Annotated in this window: 16 protein-coding genes, 1 pseudogene and 1 riboswitch; of the genes and pseudogenes, 5 read left to right on the top strand and 12 right to left on the bottom strand. The window is 46.9% G+C overall.

Annotated elements, in window-relative coordinates:
* From thiD to B3180_RS02205, 7 genes and pseudogenes are all read right to left on the bottom strand, one after another.
* Window positions 1-690, bottom strand: a 690-nt coding sequence (gene thiD, locus B3180_RS02235; RefSeq protein ID WP_286842742.1) for a bifunctional hydroxymethylpyrimidine kinase/phosphomethylpyrimidine kinase, incomplete at its 3' end; no start/stop codon positions are given.
* Window positions 690-2,392, bottom strand: a pseudogene (gene thiC, locus B3180_RS02230) (phosphomethylpyrimidine synthase ThiC). The pseudogene thiC and the gene thiD, both read right to left, overlap by 1 nt.
* A gap of 83 nt (window positions 2,393-2,475) precedes the next feature.
* A riboswitch (TPP riboswitch) is annotated at window positions 2,476-2,594 on the bottom strand.
* 43 nt (window positions 2,595-2,637) lie between these two features.
* Window positions 2,638-3,264, bottom strand: coding sequence for an SCO family protein (locus tag B3180_RS02225; protein ID WP_286842740.1), 627 nt, complete (start codon window positions 3,262-3,264; stop codon window positions 2,638-2,640).
* Window positions 3,257-4,009: a formylglycine-generating enzyme family protein gene (locus B3180_RS02220; protein WP_199494941.1), complete on the bottom strand. Its 753-nt coding sequence runs from the start codon at window positions 4,007-4,009 to the stop codon at window positions 3,257-3,259. The genes B3180_RS02225 and B3180_RS02220 overlap by 8 nt, the downstream gene beginning before the upstream one ends.
* 11 nt (window positions 4,010-4,020) lie before the next feature.
* Window positions 4,021-5,178, bottom strand: coding sequence for a multicopper oxidase domain-containing protein (locus tag B3180_RS02215; RefSeq protein WP_199494940.1), 1,158 nt, complete (start codon window positions 5,176-5,178; stop codon window positions 4,021-4,023).
* A 33-nt stretch (window positions 5,179-5,211) separates the two neighbouring features.
* Window positions 5,212-5,604, bottom strand: coding sequence for a c-type cytochrome (locus B3180_RS02210; protein ID WP_199494939.1), 393 nt, complete (start codon window positions 5,602-5,604; stop codon window positions 5,212-5,214).
* A 135-nt stretch (window positions 5,605-5,739) separates the two neighbouring features.
* Complete coding sequence (locus B3180_RS02205; protein WP_278356109.1) at window positions 5,740-6,534, bottom strand: hypothetical protein; 795 nt, start codon at window positions 6,532-6,534, stop codon at window positions 5,740-5,742.
* Window positions 6,535-6,622: 88 nt separating this feature from the next.
* Here B3180_RS02205 and B3180_RS02200 point away from each other — a divergent pair, with 88 nt between their 5' ends.
* Entirely contained in the window at window positions 6,623-7,279 is a 657-nt protein-coding gene (locus B3180_RS02200) for a Fe2+-dependent dioxygenase (protein ID WP_271331316.1), read from the top strand.
* 21 nt (window positions 7,280-7,300) lie between these two features.
* Here the strand turns inward: B3180_RS02200 and B3180_RS02195 are convergent, their stop codons facing one another.
* The 3 genes from B3180_RS02195 to B3180_RS02185 are packed head-to-tail and all read right to left on the bottom strand — an operon-like array spanning window position 7,301 to window position 8,815.
* A complete protein-coding gene (locus B3180_RS02195) occupies window positions 7,301-7,723 on the bottom strand; it encodes an MAPEG family protein (protein WP_054488036.1) in 423 nt (140 codons plus the stop codon).
* A 20-nt stretch (window positions 7,724-7,743) separates the two neighbouring features.
* Window positions 7,744-8,481: a ZIP family metal transporter gene (locus tag B3180_RS02190; protein WP_199494549.1), complete on the bottom strand. Its 738-nt coding sequence runs from the start codon at window positions 8,479-8,481 to the stop codon at window positions 7,744-7,746.
* A gap of 31 nt (window positions 8,482-8,512) precedes the next feature.
* A complete protein-coding gene (locus tag B3180_RS02185; RefSeq protein WP_278358729.1) occupies window positions 8,513-8,815 on the bottom strand; it encodes a DUF2007 domain-containing protein in 303 nt (100 codons plus the stop codon).
* Window positions 8,816-8,922: 107 nt separating this feature from the next.
* On the opposite strand from B3180_RS02185, the gene B3180_RS02180 reads away from it, so the two are divergent.
* Window positions 8,923-9,189 (top strand): DksA/TraR family C4-type zinc finger protein, encoded by a 267-nt coding sequence (locus B3180_RS02180; protein ID WP_199494548.1) that lies wholly within the window; start codon window positions 8,923-8,925, stop codon window positions 9,187-9,189.
* Here the strand turns inward: B3180_RS02180 and B3180_RS02175 are convergent.
* Window positions 9,186-11,678: a bifunctional diguanylate cyclase/phosphodiesterase gene (locus B3180_RS02175; RefSeq protein ID WP_278358728.1), complete on the bottom strand. Its 2,493-nt coding sequence runs from the start codon at window positions 11,676-11,678 to the stop codon at window positions 9,186-9,188. The two genes, B3180_RS02180 and B3180_RS02175, sit on opposite strands and share 4 nt — an antisense overlap.
* Before the next feature lie 40 nt (window positions 11,679-11,718).
* On the bottom strand, window positions 11,719-12,441 hold the full coding sequence (locus B3180_RS02170) for a sulfite exporter TauE/SafE family protein (RefSeq protein ID WP_199494546.1): 723 nt from the start codon (window positions 12,439-12,441) through the stop codon (window positions 11,719-11,721).
* A 92-nt stretch (window positions 12,442-12,533) separates the two neighbouring features.
* Between B3180_RS02170 and ftsB the strand changes: the two genes are divergently transcribed.
* From ftsB to B3180_RS02155, 3 genes are all read left to right on the top strand, one after another.
* A complete protein-coding gene (gene ftsB / locus B3180_RS02165) occupies window positions 12,534-12,815 on the top strand; it encodes a cell division protein FtsB (protein WP_054488026.1) in 282 nt (93 codons plus the stop codon).
* Window positions 12,816-12,821: 6 nt separating this feature from the next.
* Window positions 12,822-13,580: a 2-C-methyl-D-erythritol 4-phosphate cytidylyltransferase gene (ispD, locus tag B3180_RS02160; protein ID WP_278358727.1), complete on the top strand. Its 759-nt coding sequence runs from the start codon at window positions 12,822-12,824 to the stop codon at window positions 13,578-13,580.
* Window positions 13,577-13,712, top strand: a 136-nt coding sequence (locus B3180_RS02155) for a 2-C-methyl-D-erythritol 2,4-cyclodiphosphate synthase (protein ID WP_286842799.1), incomplete at its 3' end; no start/stop codon positions are given. The genes ispD and B3180_RS02155, both read left to right, overlap by 4 nt.

Raw genomic sequence — 13,712 nt, 5'->3', positions numbered from 1 at the left:
CGGGTAGTCATGCGTTATTACCGAGGCAATGGCTGAAGACAAAGTACAGCCTGTTCCATGGCTGTGTTTTGTTTCCAGGTTTTGCTGAATGTACTGAATATGCCCATCGGCGCTAAGGTAATAGTCAGAGATTTCATCGGAGTGACCAAACTCAGTACCAGTGATAAGGACCTGAGTTAGCCCCGCATGAAAGAGTTTTTCGGCGGCGCGACACATTGAGTTTTCATCAATAACTTCTACGCCGCTCAACCAACTGAGCTCATCCAAATTCGGTGTCATAATATCAACCAGTGGGAGCAACTCCGTACAGTGTTCCGGGGGCAGCTCTGACAGCCTATCCTGCTGAGTGCTGACAACCACCGGATCCCAGACCACGAAAGGCCGGGGAAGGGTATCAGGCCATTGCTTTAAAAAGTCAGCCACACACTGAAGCTGTTGCACATTATTAAGCAACCCAATTTTTATCGCAGCAGGGGGCATGTCCAGTTGCAGGCATTCTAACTGCTGACGAATGGCGTCAGCAGCTAAAGGGAATAGCCCGGTGGTTTCAACAGAGTTCTGAGCGGTCACTGTGGTTATGACACTGCAGCCATGCACGTTCAGACTGCGGAAGGTGTTCAAGTCCGCCTGAATGCCTGCGCCACCGCCGCTGTCAGAACCAGCGACGGTCCATACGACAGCTACCGACATTACTCTGCTCCTTCGGTCGCCGCATCTTTTACTTTTACATCAATGCGAGTGTCCGGATTGTATTGACGCACCTCGTGAGAAATTTTCATGGAGCAGAACTTAGGACCGCACATGGAGCAAAACTGCGCGGTTTTGTTCGAATCCTGCGGCAGCGTTTCGTCGTGATAGCTGCGGGCAGTTACAGGATCCAACGCCAGGTTAAACTGATCCTCCCAGCGAAACTCAAAGCGGGCTTTTGACATAGCGTCATCCCGCGCCTGAGCACCCGGGTGTCCTTTGGCTAAATCGGCGGCATGAGCGGCTATCTTGTACGCAATCATCCCTTGTTTTACGTCTTCTTTGTTGGGCAGGCCTAAGTGTTCCTTCGGGGTAACATAGCAGAGCATGGCGCAACCAAAAGCGCCGATCATGGCAGCACCAATACCTGAAGTAATATGGTCGTAACCGGGGGCGATATCGGTGGTTAGCGGCCCTAAGGTATAGAACGGCGCGCCATGACAATGCTTTAACTGCTCATCCATATTTTCCTGAATTTTATGCATGGGCACATGGCCTGGGCCTTCTATCATCACCTGCACATCGTATTCCCAGGCTATTTGAGTCAACTCGCCGAGTACCCGAAGTTCTGCGAACTGAGCTTCATCGTTAGCGTCGGCTATGGAACCGGGGCGCAGGCCGTCACCTAAAGACAGTGATATGTCATATTTCGCACAAATTTTGCAGATATCCCGGAAGTGCTGGTAAAGAAAGCTCTCTTGCTGGTGCGCCATACACCATTTCGCCATAATTGAACCGCCGCGCGAAACAATGCCGGTAACCCGCTTTGCGGTCAGTTTAATGAAGTCGTGCAGTACGCCGGCGTGAATCGTAAAGTAGTCGACTCCTTGCTCAGCCTGTTCCAGCAGTACGTCTTTAAATACTGGCCAGTTCAGATCCTCGGCAATGCCATTGACGCGCTCTAGTGCCTGGTAAATGGGGACAGTACCAATAGGGACTGGACTGTTGCGTAAGATCCATTCCCGAGTTTGGTGAATATTACGGCCGGTCGATAAGTCCATAACGGTATCAGCGCCCCAGCGCGTGGCCCATACCAGCTTCTCAACTTCTTCTTCAATGGACGAACTGACCGAGGAATTACCGATATTGGCGTTCACTTTCACTAAAAAGTTGCGTCCAATGATCATTGGTTCTGATTCGGGATGATGGGTATTAACGGGTATAATTGCGCGCCCACTGGCAACTTCATCGCGAACAAACTCGGGCGTTATGGGGTTTTCCAGATGCTCCCGACCCATATTCTCGCGCAGTGCAATGACTCCATCTCGGGCGTAACGATGCCACGTCGGGCGTAGGTCAGTTGAGTAATACCGTGATTGTTTTGTTGATTCTCGCGGTGTCGTTGCTGAATCCAGTTCTCACGAACCTTTTTCAAACCCGCTTTAACGTCAATTTTAGCGTCCGGGTCGCCGTAGACACTGGAGGTATCATAGACATCCACCGGTTCATTTGGTGGTAACTTAACGCCAGGCGTGGGCTGGTGCAAAGTTTCGCTTAGATGAATGCGACGAAAGGGCACCTGGATATCGTTAGTGCCGGACAGAAATTCACGGCTGGAATTAGGGTAATAATGCCCGGAAAGTGAGGATAAAAAAGATTCAGCCTGTTGGCGGTTTAAACGGTTATTCGATGGTGCAGTTGACATAGCATTCTCTCATTTTGTTGATGTTAGAGATGCTTGTCAGGAGTGTTGAAAGGAACACCAGCGCAGAAACGACGGTTGTGTCATGCTGATGCTCTCTTGTTCCCTTCGCAGGTATTAGCCTGATCAGGTTCAACGGATCCCGCAATTGCGGTCTCAGCCGATTACTTACTCAATAAAGTAACCGGCACTCCGACAAGATTCTTTTTTAGTGGAACAAAATCTTAGAGCGAATGCAACCGCCGTTATTATCTAACCAGTTTAGTGACAACTTTTGCAGGCTTATCCATCGGCTGGCTTAAGCCCTCTATACGCTCAGCAATAACCCCTTGCTTATCGAGAATGGTGATCAAATTGCTGTGATCAAAATCACCGTCGGGACGTTGGCGATATCTCACTCCAAGTACTGTAGCAAGTGTTCTGATGCCCTGCTCTGAACCGTTCAGAAACAGCCAGTTGTCGTTGTTAAGCTTATATTGCTTAACGTAGTCGGCTAGTGCCTCGGGTGTATCGCGATTAGTGTCGAAGCTCACCATAACAAGCTTAACGTGCTTTTGGGTATCTTCGTCCAGCTTGCTGTATAAGCGTTTTACGTCATGAACCAACACCGGGCAGGCGGTGGTGCAACTGCCGTAAATCATCGAAATAATTACCGGTGTTCCTTCAAGCTCAGACAGTTTTAACTCATTTTTTTGATGTGTCTTCCAGGACGCATCAATTTGGTATACCGACTGGGAGTGAGACACTTCTGCCGCATTCATTGTTGTGTGATTGCTATGGTCACCGTGCTTATTGTGGTGTGAATGATCTTGCGCCATTAACTGCGCAGAGAACACCAATGAAGCCAGAGCAGTAAGTTGAAAGAATTTATTCATGGTCGTTCTCCAGGTCGTATGCGCAGCGGAATCCCATAGTGCTGGTTGCACTTTGAGGAGCGTAATCACTGCGAGACTGATAACGGAAAAATGTGGCGTAATTGGCGTTGGTGAAACTGGACATAAAGCGCGCTCCGTCGCCACAAGAACCGGAGAGCAAATCGACATCATCGCCGTTACTTAATAATAATTGATAGTCGTTCACCCATTCGTTGACGCGGTCGTGCATATGCATCAGTTGGTCTGCGTTTGGATCAACAGTTTGTTGTTTACTCGTGTGTGGCTGGCTATACCAGGCAAACAGTTTGCGTGCGTAGTCATTGTCACTAATGTTTTGCTGTTGCCGATATAGCACAGAAGCATATTCCCACTCATTAAGACTGGGCAACCGACCACCTTGAGCGGCGCAGTATTCTCGTGCGGCAAACCAGGAAACATAAGTCACAGGTTCGTTTTCTCTATCCTCTGCAATAGCGGTGTTCCCACTCCAGTGTTTCAGATAGTTTCCATCGTGGAACAGGGCAGCGATGTTATCTCGTTGCCAACGAGGGTTCTCATGTACAAATTCCAGGTAAGCTTGGTTAGTGACCGGAGTTGCATCCAGCATAAAACTGTCCATTTCAATGCTGAGGCGCTCTTTGTCCAGTAATACCGGAGGTTCGAAAGGACCACCGTTAATCAGGACTGGGTCCGCGAGCACTAACGGTGAAAACAAAACACCTGCAACTCCAAGCCACTTAACCATAACCTTTCCCCTTATTTCTCTTTACGAGGGCCGGCAATTAACGCACCAGCTGCACCACGTTCTGCATCAGCAAATTCATGATCAACCAGTTTGTAAATGCCTTCTTCCGGAACAATAAAGTCGATGGTTGCACTGTTACTGGCACCCAGCAAAACAGTTTGCATTCCGTACCACTCGTTACGCGGGTCGCCTTCGTACCACACGCGGTCAAAAATCGCTCCAATAACGTGGAAGCTTGATGTGCCGGACGGGCCTGCGTTTAATACATGTAGGCGTACCCGGTCACCTTCGTTTGCACGTAATGGGTTGTCGCTAAGAGCTGCAACATGACCATTAAAAGTAACGTGGCTTGGTTGACGATCGAGCGCTGCGCCGTGGTTGTAAATATAATTACCTTCAGCCGCTTCTTCCAAATAGTGCTCTGATTGCACCAAAACGTACTCGTGATCAACGTCTTTATCAGTTGGGTAACCGTCTTTGGGCGATACAACAACCGCACCATACTGGCCCATAGCTGTGTGCATAAGCACACTGGAAGTACCACAGTGGTACATGTAAGTACCGGCGTAGTTGGCTATCCATTCAAACTCAATAGTTTCACCCGGAGAAATGGTACGCCACTTGTCTTCCGCCGCTACTGTTCCGCTATGGAAATCCATAGAGTGTGGCATAGGATTAATCACTGGCTGATTATTCTGATAATTGTTCGCTTGTACTTGCTGGAAAAATGGTGAACCATTTTTGACCGGTTTTGTAATAGTTACTTCTTCATCAGACCGATTTTTCATTTTAAAAATGACGCGGTCGCCTTCACGTACGTGCAATACAGGACCTGGTACTGAGCCACCGAATGTCCAGGCTGAATAGCTGACGCCAGGGGCAACCTCAATTTTCTGTGAAAAAACGTCCATGCGTACGTCGTGAGTTTTGTTACCCTCATAGTCAAGCTTCGCTATGTTTGGAACCTGAGTGAGATAGTCACCCACAACGGCTGGGCCATTGTAGTCTTCACGATAAACCTTAGCTTCTGGTAAGCCATAGATTTTACCGTCAATAACATACTCACTGTCGTGCTTAAGTTTCATATCGGCAGCAGTAGCTGGAGTTGATACAGAAGCCATAGCGGCAAGCAGAGACGCACTGATAATGGATAAGCTTAGAGTTTTCATAGTGATATTTCCTTTAACAACTAATAAATAGATTTAACGTAAACTGCTAACCGCATCGGCAGTTGTTTCTTCGCTGCCTTGCACCAGTTCTGTGTTGATGTAATTAACTAACGCTGCAATATCTGCGTCTTTTAGATAACCCATGGGCGGCATTGAGCCGTTGTAGTTGGTTCCGTTGACAGTGATAGGACCTGACTTACCTTTAATGATGGTTTCAGCGATATAAGCTGGTTTGTCTTTAAGATTTGAATTGTTAGCTAACGGAGGAAAAACGCCCTGCATACCTTTACCGTTTGGCTGATGGCAGGCTTGGCAATATTTTTTATAGACGTTTTCGCCATCGCTGGCGCTGACTGGCTGGCTTATAAATAGACCGGCAAGTGACACTGCAATGAGTGATACTTTAACGAAAGAATGAATGCTCATAATGACACCTTAGTGACTGACTTAAGATGTCCCTAGAATAGCGCTGTGGCGGGTTTTAGCTAGTGATATGAAGAGGTAAGAAAGACCTACTCCTATGGGTATAATGGGAGTAGGTCAAAAACCAAGAAAGGGGTACTAAATACTGCGTGCTTCTAATTCAATACGAGATGCAGCCCCATAAATTTTACTGGGTTCGCCATCAACTTTGGCTTCCGGAGTGGTAGTCGGCCAGAGGTTATTCAGGTTATTAATCACCTGGCGGGTTTCATTGATTGCATCCTGGGCTTTATGAGCTTCTGCATCGTTAATGCGATTCAAACGATCCAATGCAATCTCTTTAAAGCCCAGGGCGTCCTGATATTCGTGTACGTTGGCAACCTCGCCGTTTTGGATGCCAACGGCGTACTCGTCGGCGGCAACCATTAACATTGATGAAATGCTTAGTATCACATCTTTAGCCAACATATTATCAATGGGCTCATTAGCGCTGATAGCATCCCGGAGTTCGTTGTAATTATTCATAACAACGTCTTTACTCTGGTCATTAATCACGCTTTCTGCCAGTGTATTCAAAGGTTCAGCGAAACCCGGTAAGCCACGGGCTTCAAAGGCTTCAGTCAGACCACTGTAAAGCTCATCGCCGGGGTGTTTCATATGGGTCTTGGCCATTTCAATGTGGCCTTGTTCATAAAGCTTCATGCCAACCCACAAGTGACCACGAATAAAACCAAGCTGCGCCAGAAAGGCGGTGTCATTCGTGTTTAGATCTATTTCCGGGGCCGCCATTTCGCCTTCTGCCATAGGGGCAGCCATAAACATTGTCGGTGCCGCACTGGGTTGCGTGAGCACCGTGGCTGATACTTGTGACGCGGCTACGGTGGTGGCAAGAACACTACCAACACCTAACCAGACTTTTTTCTTTTCAAACATAGATAAACCTTAGTAAGCTTTTTTAAAAGAGTGAACTTCTGTATATTTGCAGAAATGATAACTATTCGCAAGTTGGAAATGCAGCAGTATGATATTACAAATCAGTAATGCCATTGATAAAGAGACCATAAGCAGCGTTGTTTCCGGTCTGGATGTCAGTCAGTTTAGTGACGGTAAAAGCACGGCTGGTTGGGCGGCAAAGGATGTGAAAAACAACCAACAACTAGCCGGCAAGAAATCGCAGGCAGCCACGGAGGTATTGCTGGACAGGCTGCAGCAAAATAGCCTGGTGCAATCAGTAATGCGACCTAAGCAGGTTGCCAGGGTTTCTATCAACCGGTATCAACAGGGAGAGTATTACGGTACTCATATGGATGATTCGTTAATGAACGGCGTGAGAACGGATATTTCTTTTACCTTGGGCTTATCACCATTGTCTGACTTTGAAGGCGGAGAATTAGTTATCGAGGATACCAGTGGTGAGCGAAGCTGGCGTCTGGGGCAGGGTGATATTCTCATGTATCCAAGTCATTACCTCCATCGGGTTAATTCGGTAACAAAAGGGGAGAGGTTGGCGATGATAGGTTGGGTACAGAGCTTAGTGAAGCAGCCTTCCCACAGAGAACTGCTGTTTGATTTGGAGCAATCCCTAAAAGCAGAGTTCGATACCAATGGTAAATCTGAAAACTTTGACCGGCTGACGAAAGTATTTCATAACCTGCTAAGAGAGTGGGCTGATGTTTAATCAGCCCTTTTAGAAACATACTCAGACAAGGGTTATACCGCACAAAATCAGTAAAGCGACGTTGGCTGCCAGGCCAATCATAAAGAAATAACTGCGTGGGCTTGGGTTTTTCTCTGTAGCAATTTTGTAGTAGAGAATCATGTGAATTAAGCGCGCAATTGCGAATACCCAGATGAATAACCCAGTCCAGAAAGCGCTGGTGCCGATGAAAAAGGCAAGAAATACCGTTCCCAGCATCAATGGGTAGTTTTCCAGTGAATTCATTAAGGTGCGGTGAGCACGAAATACAAAAGATGAGTGACTGAGCGAGTCATCAATTTTTCCGGGGACAGCCCCAGGTTGTTTTGCTTTCTGACCGCTGGCGATAAGCCATTGAACCAGCAAAATGACCAGTGCAATGAGCACACCCCAATAAGCCATAGTATAAGTTTCACTTCCGTTCATGTTATGTCTCCTTTTTCAAATTAAGCCAGGGTATTTACCCAGCCGATAATTGCGATACCAATGATTATCATAATAAACTGCCGAACCGATGAGGCAGGGTTGTGTTGTCGCTGCAGCGTCGGGATAAGATCCGCTGCTGCAATATAAATAAAGCTTGAAGCGGAAATTGCTAATACGTAGGGAACAGCGGCGCTGACCTGGGCAAGCCAGAAATAAGCAATTAAAGCACCGGGGATGGCTGTTAATGAAGCCAGACTATTCAGTAAAAGTGCTCTTTTCCGTTCAAAGCCACTCTCCAGTAAAATAGCGAAGTCGCTGACTTCTTGCGGTATTTCATGCGCTATGATTGCGACTGCGGTGGCAATGCCTAAAGGTACAGAGGTGAGAAAAGCCGCGGCAATAACCACACCGTCGGTAAAGTTATGTACAGCGTCGCCAATAAGAATTAAGGGGCCTGCACGTTCGTGAGGGTCGCAGTCGCGGTCGCGGCAGTGGCGCCAGAGAATCAGCTTTTCTACTACGAAGAATAAAATAATACCGGCCAGTACACTGGCCGATACCTGATAACCGTCAGCTAGTTCTAAAGCGGCGGGGATCATGCCAAGAAAAGCCGCAGCTAACAGGGTACCGGTGGCAAAACTCATTAAGCTGGGCGTTAATAACTTACGCACACTGTGCGGGAAGGTCAGAAAAAGGCCTGCGCAAAAGATAGCACCTAAGCTGCCTAATAACGTAAAGCCAAGAATCCATAGCAGCATATTATGATATCCCTCAGTTACTTTTAGTTAGTTAAGCCGGGCTTCCACAACTCCAGCAGACCTCAAAAGCGGCTCCGTTAACTTCCTGACAGTTATTGCCGCGCCAGTCATCACCTTCAGCCTGCTCTTCCATTCTCTCAAGCAATGCCTTGGCTTTGTCCAGTTGTATCTCATCGACTAGCCAAAGCTCAGGCCAGGTGTCTTGTGGCGCCAGGTCACCCGCTGCGCCACTGGAAAACTCGTTCTTCATTACTGTTTCAATACCTTCCATTTGCAGTAAGTTACGGGCGTTTTCCACCAATAGTTTGTTTTCGCGCGTATAAATAAGTTTCATAAGGCCTTCTTCGGCTGTCACTAAAGTGTTTGTGGTTTTTACGTTATAATTAATGTATCAGACTAAGAGTTCGTTTGTGTTCTCCATTTTGTTTTGAGGAGTTAATTATGGCCGGTGGCTGGTCACACGATGGTGCGGTGCAGGAACAAATTGACGCAAGCACAGAAGACGAAGTAAAACGGGTAAGAAGCCAATTATCGGATGGCAAGAGCCTGGAGTATTGCGAAGAGTGTGGTGAGCCCATTCCTCAGGCCCGGCGAGAAGCTATTGCCGGTGTTCGCTTATGTGTCGACTGTCAGGCTGAGCAAGATAAGCAAGATTCACGCGAAGGCAGCTTTAATCGACGCGGAAGTAAAGACAGCCAACTTCGTTAAATAGAGGAGTTATTGCTTTTAGAAAACTCAGCTTCAGGCAGGGGTTTACTGAATAAATACCCCTGAAAATTACTACAGCCCAACCTCGATAAATAATCGAACTGTTGCTGAGTTTCGACACCTTCTGCAACGATGTTGAGTTTCAGGCTTTCTCCTAATTGAATGATGGTATGAACAATCTGTGCTTTTTCTTCGCTGTCTAACATATTGCGGACAAAAGAAACGTCAATTTTAAGTGTATCGAACGGAATTTGCATAAGGTAAGAAAGAGAAGAATAGCCAGTGCCAAAGTCATCCAACGCAAACTCGACGCCTACTTCTTTTAGCTGCTGTATCTTGTTCGTAATATCGGAAATATCATCCATGAGCAAACTTTCTGTTAATTCCAGTTTCAGCTGATGCTTTTTGACTGCATGTGCTTTTATTAATCCCTTTACTTGCTCTACAAAGTCAGGCTGTTGAAATTGCTTAGCGCTGACATTGATTGACAACTGCAAAGTGGATTTAACCGGGTCTTGTTGCCATTGCTGCAAAATGCTACAAGCTCGTTCCGTTATCCAATAACCCAAAGGGATGATTAATCCCGTTTCTTCCGCAAGTGGTATGAAGTCGGCGGGAGAGATAAAGCTGCCGTTCTTTTGTGGCCAACGGATAAGTGCTTCTGCTCCGGTTATCTCTTCAATGGAATTTACCTGAGGTTGCAGGTAGAGCTCGAACTCCTGTTGTTTAATGGCATGGCGCAACTGTTCTTCGAGTTTCACTCGCTTTGTTACGGCATCAGCAAGCTCTTGATGAAAAAGTGAGACCTCACCAATACCTTTGCGCTTTGAGTGAGATAACGCCAGCCCTGCCTGTGTCATTAAAGTTTCTGCGTTTAGTTGACTGTCCTCGAAAAGCGAGGCTCCGGCGCTAAAAGAGCATAGGTGAGTATAACTATTCAGTTGATAAGGTTGCTGGAGTTGTTCCTGCAACTGATAAATTCGGGTTAATAATTGTTGCTTTACATTGGCAAGGTTACCACTGCTTATTCCAGTTAGAACAATTGCAAACTCGTTAGCACTTAAACGAGCGAGAAAAGAGTTACTTTTGGTGGAGTTTTGTAATCTTTCTGCCACACGTTTCAGTAACAGGTCGCCCATATCCGAGCCCAGAGTATTATTAAGTATTTTAAACTTATCAATGTCACAAAGAATTAGGGCGCCGGTTTCATCATTTTTCTCACAATCTGTCAGCTCTTGGTGTAGATGGTCCAGTAATGAGCGACGGTTTGCCAGTCCGGTTAATGCGTCGTTATAAGCTAGGTTTCGTATACGTTCGCTGGCCTCAACCTCTGCGGTGATATCTGTTACTGTGGCAACGAAATGACGTTCTTTTTGATCCTGGTAACGCACTTCGGAAATGCTTAAACGTACTGGAAAGCTGACCCCTGAACGTTTCTTCACTTCGACTTTGCCATGCCAGGCTTTACCGCTGTCCAGTGTACTTTGTATATATTCTAATAACTCACTCGCGTGTTCGAGATAGTGTTCGATATCCAGCTTTTGAGCCTTAATTTTATCCAGGTTGTCACCGGTTAGCCTTGCGAAGGCTTCATTAGCGAGAAGGACGCGGTTGCGTTCATCAAATAACAGCAGTCCATCATCAATTGCACTGATGACCTCATAAAGCTGTTTGGCAGACATTTGAGCTAATTTTTGCTGTTGCTGAATACGGTGATCAATTCGGGTTGCAACAATTGCCATACACGCACTGAAAGCAGCGCCAATACCCACACCGTATGCAAGCCAACTGCTATGGCCAGTAAACAGAGTTTCCGATTCGCCCGTTGGATAAAAGTTAGCGGCAATCATGGCGGTATAGTGCATTCCGGATATGGCCAATGCCATAATGGCCGCAACGATAATTTGAACCGTTCGACGGTTGCTTAACGTCATATTTTCTGCATGTCGGTAACGACGGTAGGTAAGCAGTGCAATTATGCCCAGCGAGACAGCAACAACGACAGAAAACAGAAACCATAAAGGATCGTAACGCAGCGACGCTGGCAATATCATCGCGGCCATCCCCGTATAATGCATTAGCCCTATACCGGCACCTAAAACAGTTCCTCCGAATAAAGTCTGTCGTACCGATGGCGCGGCTATTTGCCCTTTTAAAGCGAAAAAGCTACCGGCTATTGCCGGGATGATAGAAAGTAAGGTTAGGCCTACGCCATGGTTCATTGGTAAGTTAAGCTCAAAGGCAAGCATACCAATAAAATGCATACTCCAGACGCCTATGCCGGCAATAATTGAGCTGACTAATAACCAGCTGTATCTGGAGGCCTTTCGCGTATGAAGCTGCACTCGCTCAAGTGTTAAAATGGCGGTATAAGAAGCTAATAATGCGACACAGTAGGAGAGCGCCACCAAACCTGAGTGATGGGAACCCGTCAGTGGCAGTTGGGCAAACTGACCCAAATCAAAAAATGTATAAAGAGTGTCTTGCATAACCTTGACTTTACCAGAGCCGGTGGCTTGAGTACTAAGACTATTTAATGCTTTGTATTACGACGCTTAGGCCGGAAAGTATCATAAGTATGAGAGTAAACTGACGAAAACGTCTCTCTGAAACATGGTGCTGAAGCCTATGGCCGACACTTGCGCCAATCAGGGCGCAAGGTAGTAGGGTCAAAATGAGATAAAGATGCGGTTCGGCGTAAATCGATTGGCGCGAAAAGTTTGCGACATTCGCAATGGCAATACAGCAAAAAAATAGACTGAGGGTGGCTCGGAACTGCTGTTTAGGGATGCGTGCATTAGCCAGAAACAACACAATAGGTGGTCCGCCTAAGGTCATAAGGCCGTTAAGCAGGCCCGAACCTGTGCCTACGGCAATGTGCCCGGGAGCGTGCTCAGCTGTCGGCAGTTGCTTACCGCTGGCGAGGATAAGCGCGACAGCAAGTATGACAAACCCAAGAATGAGTTTAATAAACTGTTCATTAACGGTTAATAGCAAAGAGCCTGAAATTAAAGAGGCGATAACGCCGGACAGAATAAGCCACTTCCACTGCGACGGTCGCGCTGCTTCTTTGTTTTTCCAGTAGATCCAACCGCCGACAATAATATTAATAACAGATAACGCTGGAGTAAGAACGCTAATTGGGAACCAAAGAGCAAGAATTGGCACGGCGAGCAGTCCAGAGCCAAAGCCGCTGATACCCTGTAGCAAGGCAGCAAAAAAGAACACCAAAGCAGCAGCAAAATACTCCAAATTAACCTCTTTTATCGGTAAATTCTGAAAACGGCTTTTCAGCCACGCGAATAGTCTTCATAATGATAACAGGAAAAACAACGGAGCTGGGTATGCGGGTGACTCTGGTCGTGTTGTTGGCCTTGTTTATTGCGTTACAGTATCGTCTGTGGTTTGGGAAAAATAGCTTACCGGACTATTGGCGGTTGCAGCAAGAAGTCAGCAATCAGATAACAACGAACGAAAACCTGGAACGGCGCAATCAACTGATTTACGCGGATATTGAAGATTTGCGTGAAGGGGAGGATGCGCTGGAAGAACGTGCTCGCAACGAACTAGGGATGATTAAAAAGGATGAAGTTTTCTTCCGTCTTGTTCCTGACCGCAACCCGTAGCGTCAGATGGATAATCAGGTGGAGAGTCAGGTGAATAATGCATTGATGGCAGTAATTCCGGCTGCCGGCAACGGAAGCCGCATGCAAACCGATGTTCCTAAGCAGTTTTTGACCGTCGCTGGAAAGACCTTATTGGAGCATAGCATTGACGCGGTTTGTCAGGATCCTCGCGTACAGAAGGTTTTTGTTGCTGTTTCAGATCCCGATGCTGAGTTCATAGATGATATTAAAAAGAGACAGTCATTACCGGTAGCATGGTTAAAAGGCGGAAGTAGTAGAGCTGAGTCTGTGTTAGCCGGAGTACGGGCCGCGGTTTCGCAAGGAGCAACCCATGTACTGGTTCACGATGCAGCGCGCCCGTGTCTCCCTGAACCTGCGTTAAAGCGTGTTATCGATACCGGTTTATTTGACCCTCAGGGTGCTATTCTGGCTATCCCTGTGCGTGATTCATTAAAGCGTTCACTTATTTCAACGGAGTCCGGAAAGGGATCTGTTCACATTGAATCCAGCGTTGAACGCGAAGCCCTATGGCAGGCTCAAACCCCTCAGGTTTTTAGTGCAGAGAAACTGCAACATGCCATTGAACATATGGGCACACAAAACCCCCAGTTAACGGATGAAGCATCGGCAATGCAATGGTGTGGCTTTCAGCCTGCGCTTATTAACGGCTCTATTCGTAATTTAAAAGTGACTCACCGGGAAGATTTCGACTGTGTTCGTGACTGGTTGCTTGCCAAAGACAATAATAAGGAAAATGGTTCATGAAAATCCGTGTCGGTCATGGTTATGACGTTCACCGCTGGGGCTCTGATAAACCTTTGATTTTGGGTGGTGTTAACGTTGAACATCATCAGGGATTGTTGGCTCACTCTGATGGCGATGTGGTGTTACATGCGC

This window comes from Idiomarina sp. UBA4206, assembly GCF_002383015.1.
GTDB lineage: Bacteria > Pseudomonadota > Gammaproteobacteria > Enterobacterales > Alteromonadaceae > Idiomarina > Idiomarina abyssalis.
Note: the sequence above shows the minus strand (reverse complement) of the source record. Positions and strands in the feature narration are given on the sequence as shown.

Bases quoted from the DNA above. Each gene is read 5' to 3' on its own strand.
- B3180_RS02225 (WP_286842740.1), bottom strand. From the start codon at position 3,264: ATGAATAAATTCTTTCAACTTACTGCTCTGGCTTCATTGGTGTTCTCT.
- B3180_RS02220 (WP_199494941.1), bottom strand. From the start codon at position 4,009: ATGGTTAAGTGGCTTGGAGTTGCAGGTGTTTTGTTTTCACCGTTAGTG.
- B3180_RS02215 (WP_199494940.1), bottom strand. From the start codon at position 5,178: ATGAAAACTCTAAGCTTATCCATTATCAGTGCGTCTCTGCTTGCCGCT.
- B3180_RS02210 (WP_199494939.1), bottom strand. From the start codon at position 5,604: ATGAGCATTCATTCTTTCGTTAAAGTATCACTCATTGCAGTGTCACTT.
- B3180_RS02205 (WP_278356109.1), bottom strand. From the start codon at position 6,534: ATGTTTGAAAAGAAAAAAGTCTGGTTAGGTGTTGGTAGTGTTCTTGCC.
- B3180_RS02200 (WP_271331316.1), top strand. From the start codon at position 6,623: ATGATATTACAAATCAGTAATGCCATTGATAAAGAGACCATAAGCAGC.
- B3180_RS02195 (WP_054488036.1), bottom strand. From the start codon at position 7,723: ATGAACGGAAGTGAAACTTATACTATGGCTTATTGGGGTGTGCTCATT.
- B3180_RS02190 (WP_199494549.1), bottom strand. From the start codon at position 8,481: ATGCTGCTATGGATTCTTGGCTTTACGTTATTAGGCAGCTTAGGTGCT.
- B3180_RS02185 (WP_278358729.1), bottom strand. From the start codon at position 8,815: ATGAAACTTATTTATACGCGCGAAAACAAACTATTGGTGGAAAACGCC.
- B3180_RS02180 (WP_199494548.1), top strand. From the start codon at position 8,923: ATGGCCGGTGGCTGGTCACACGATGGTGCGGTGCAGGAACAAATTGAC.
- B3180_RS02175 (WP_278358728.1), bottom strand. From the start codon at position 11,678: ATGCAAGACACTCTTTATACATTTTTTGATTTGGGTCAGTTTGCCCAA.
- ftsB (WP_054488026.1), top strand. From the start codon at position 12,534: ATGCGGGTGACTCTGGTCGTGTTGTTGGCCTTGTTTATTGCGTTACAG.
- ispD (WP_278358727.1), top strand. From the start codon at position 12,822: ATGGATAATCAGGTGGAGAGTCAGGTGAATAATGCATTGATGGCAGTA.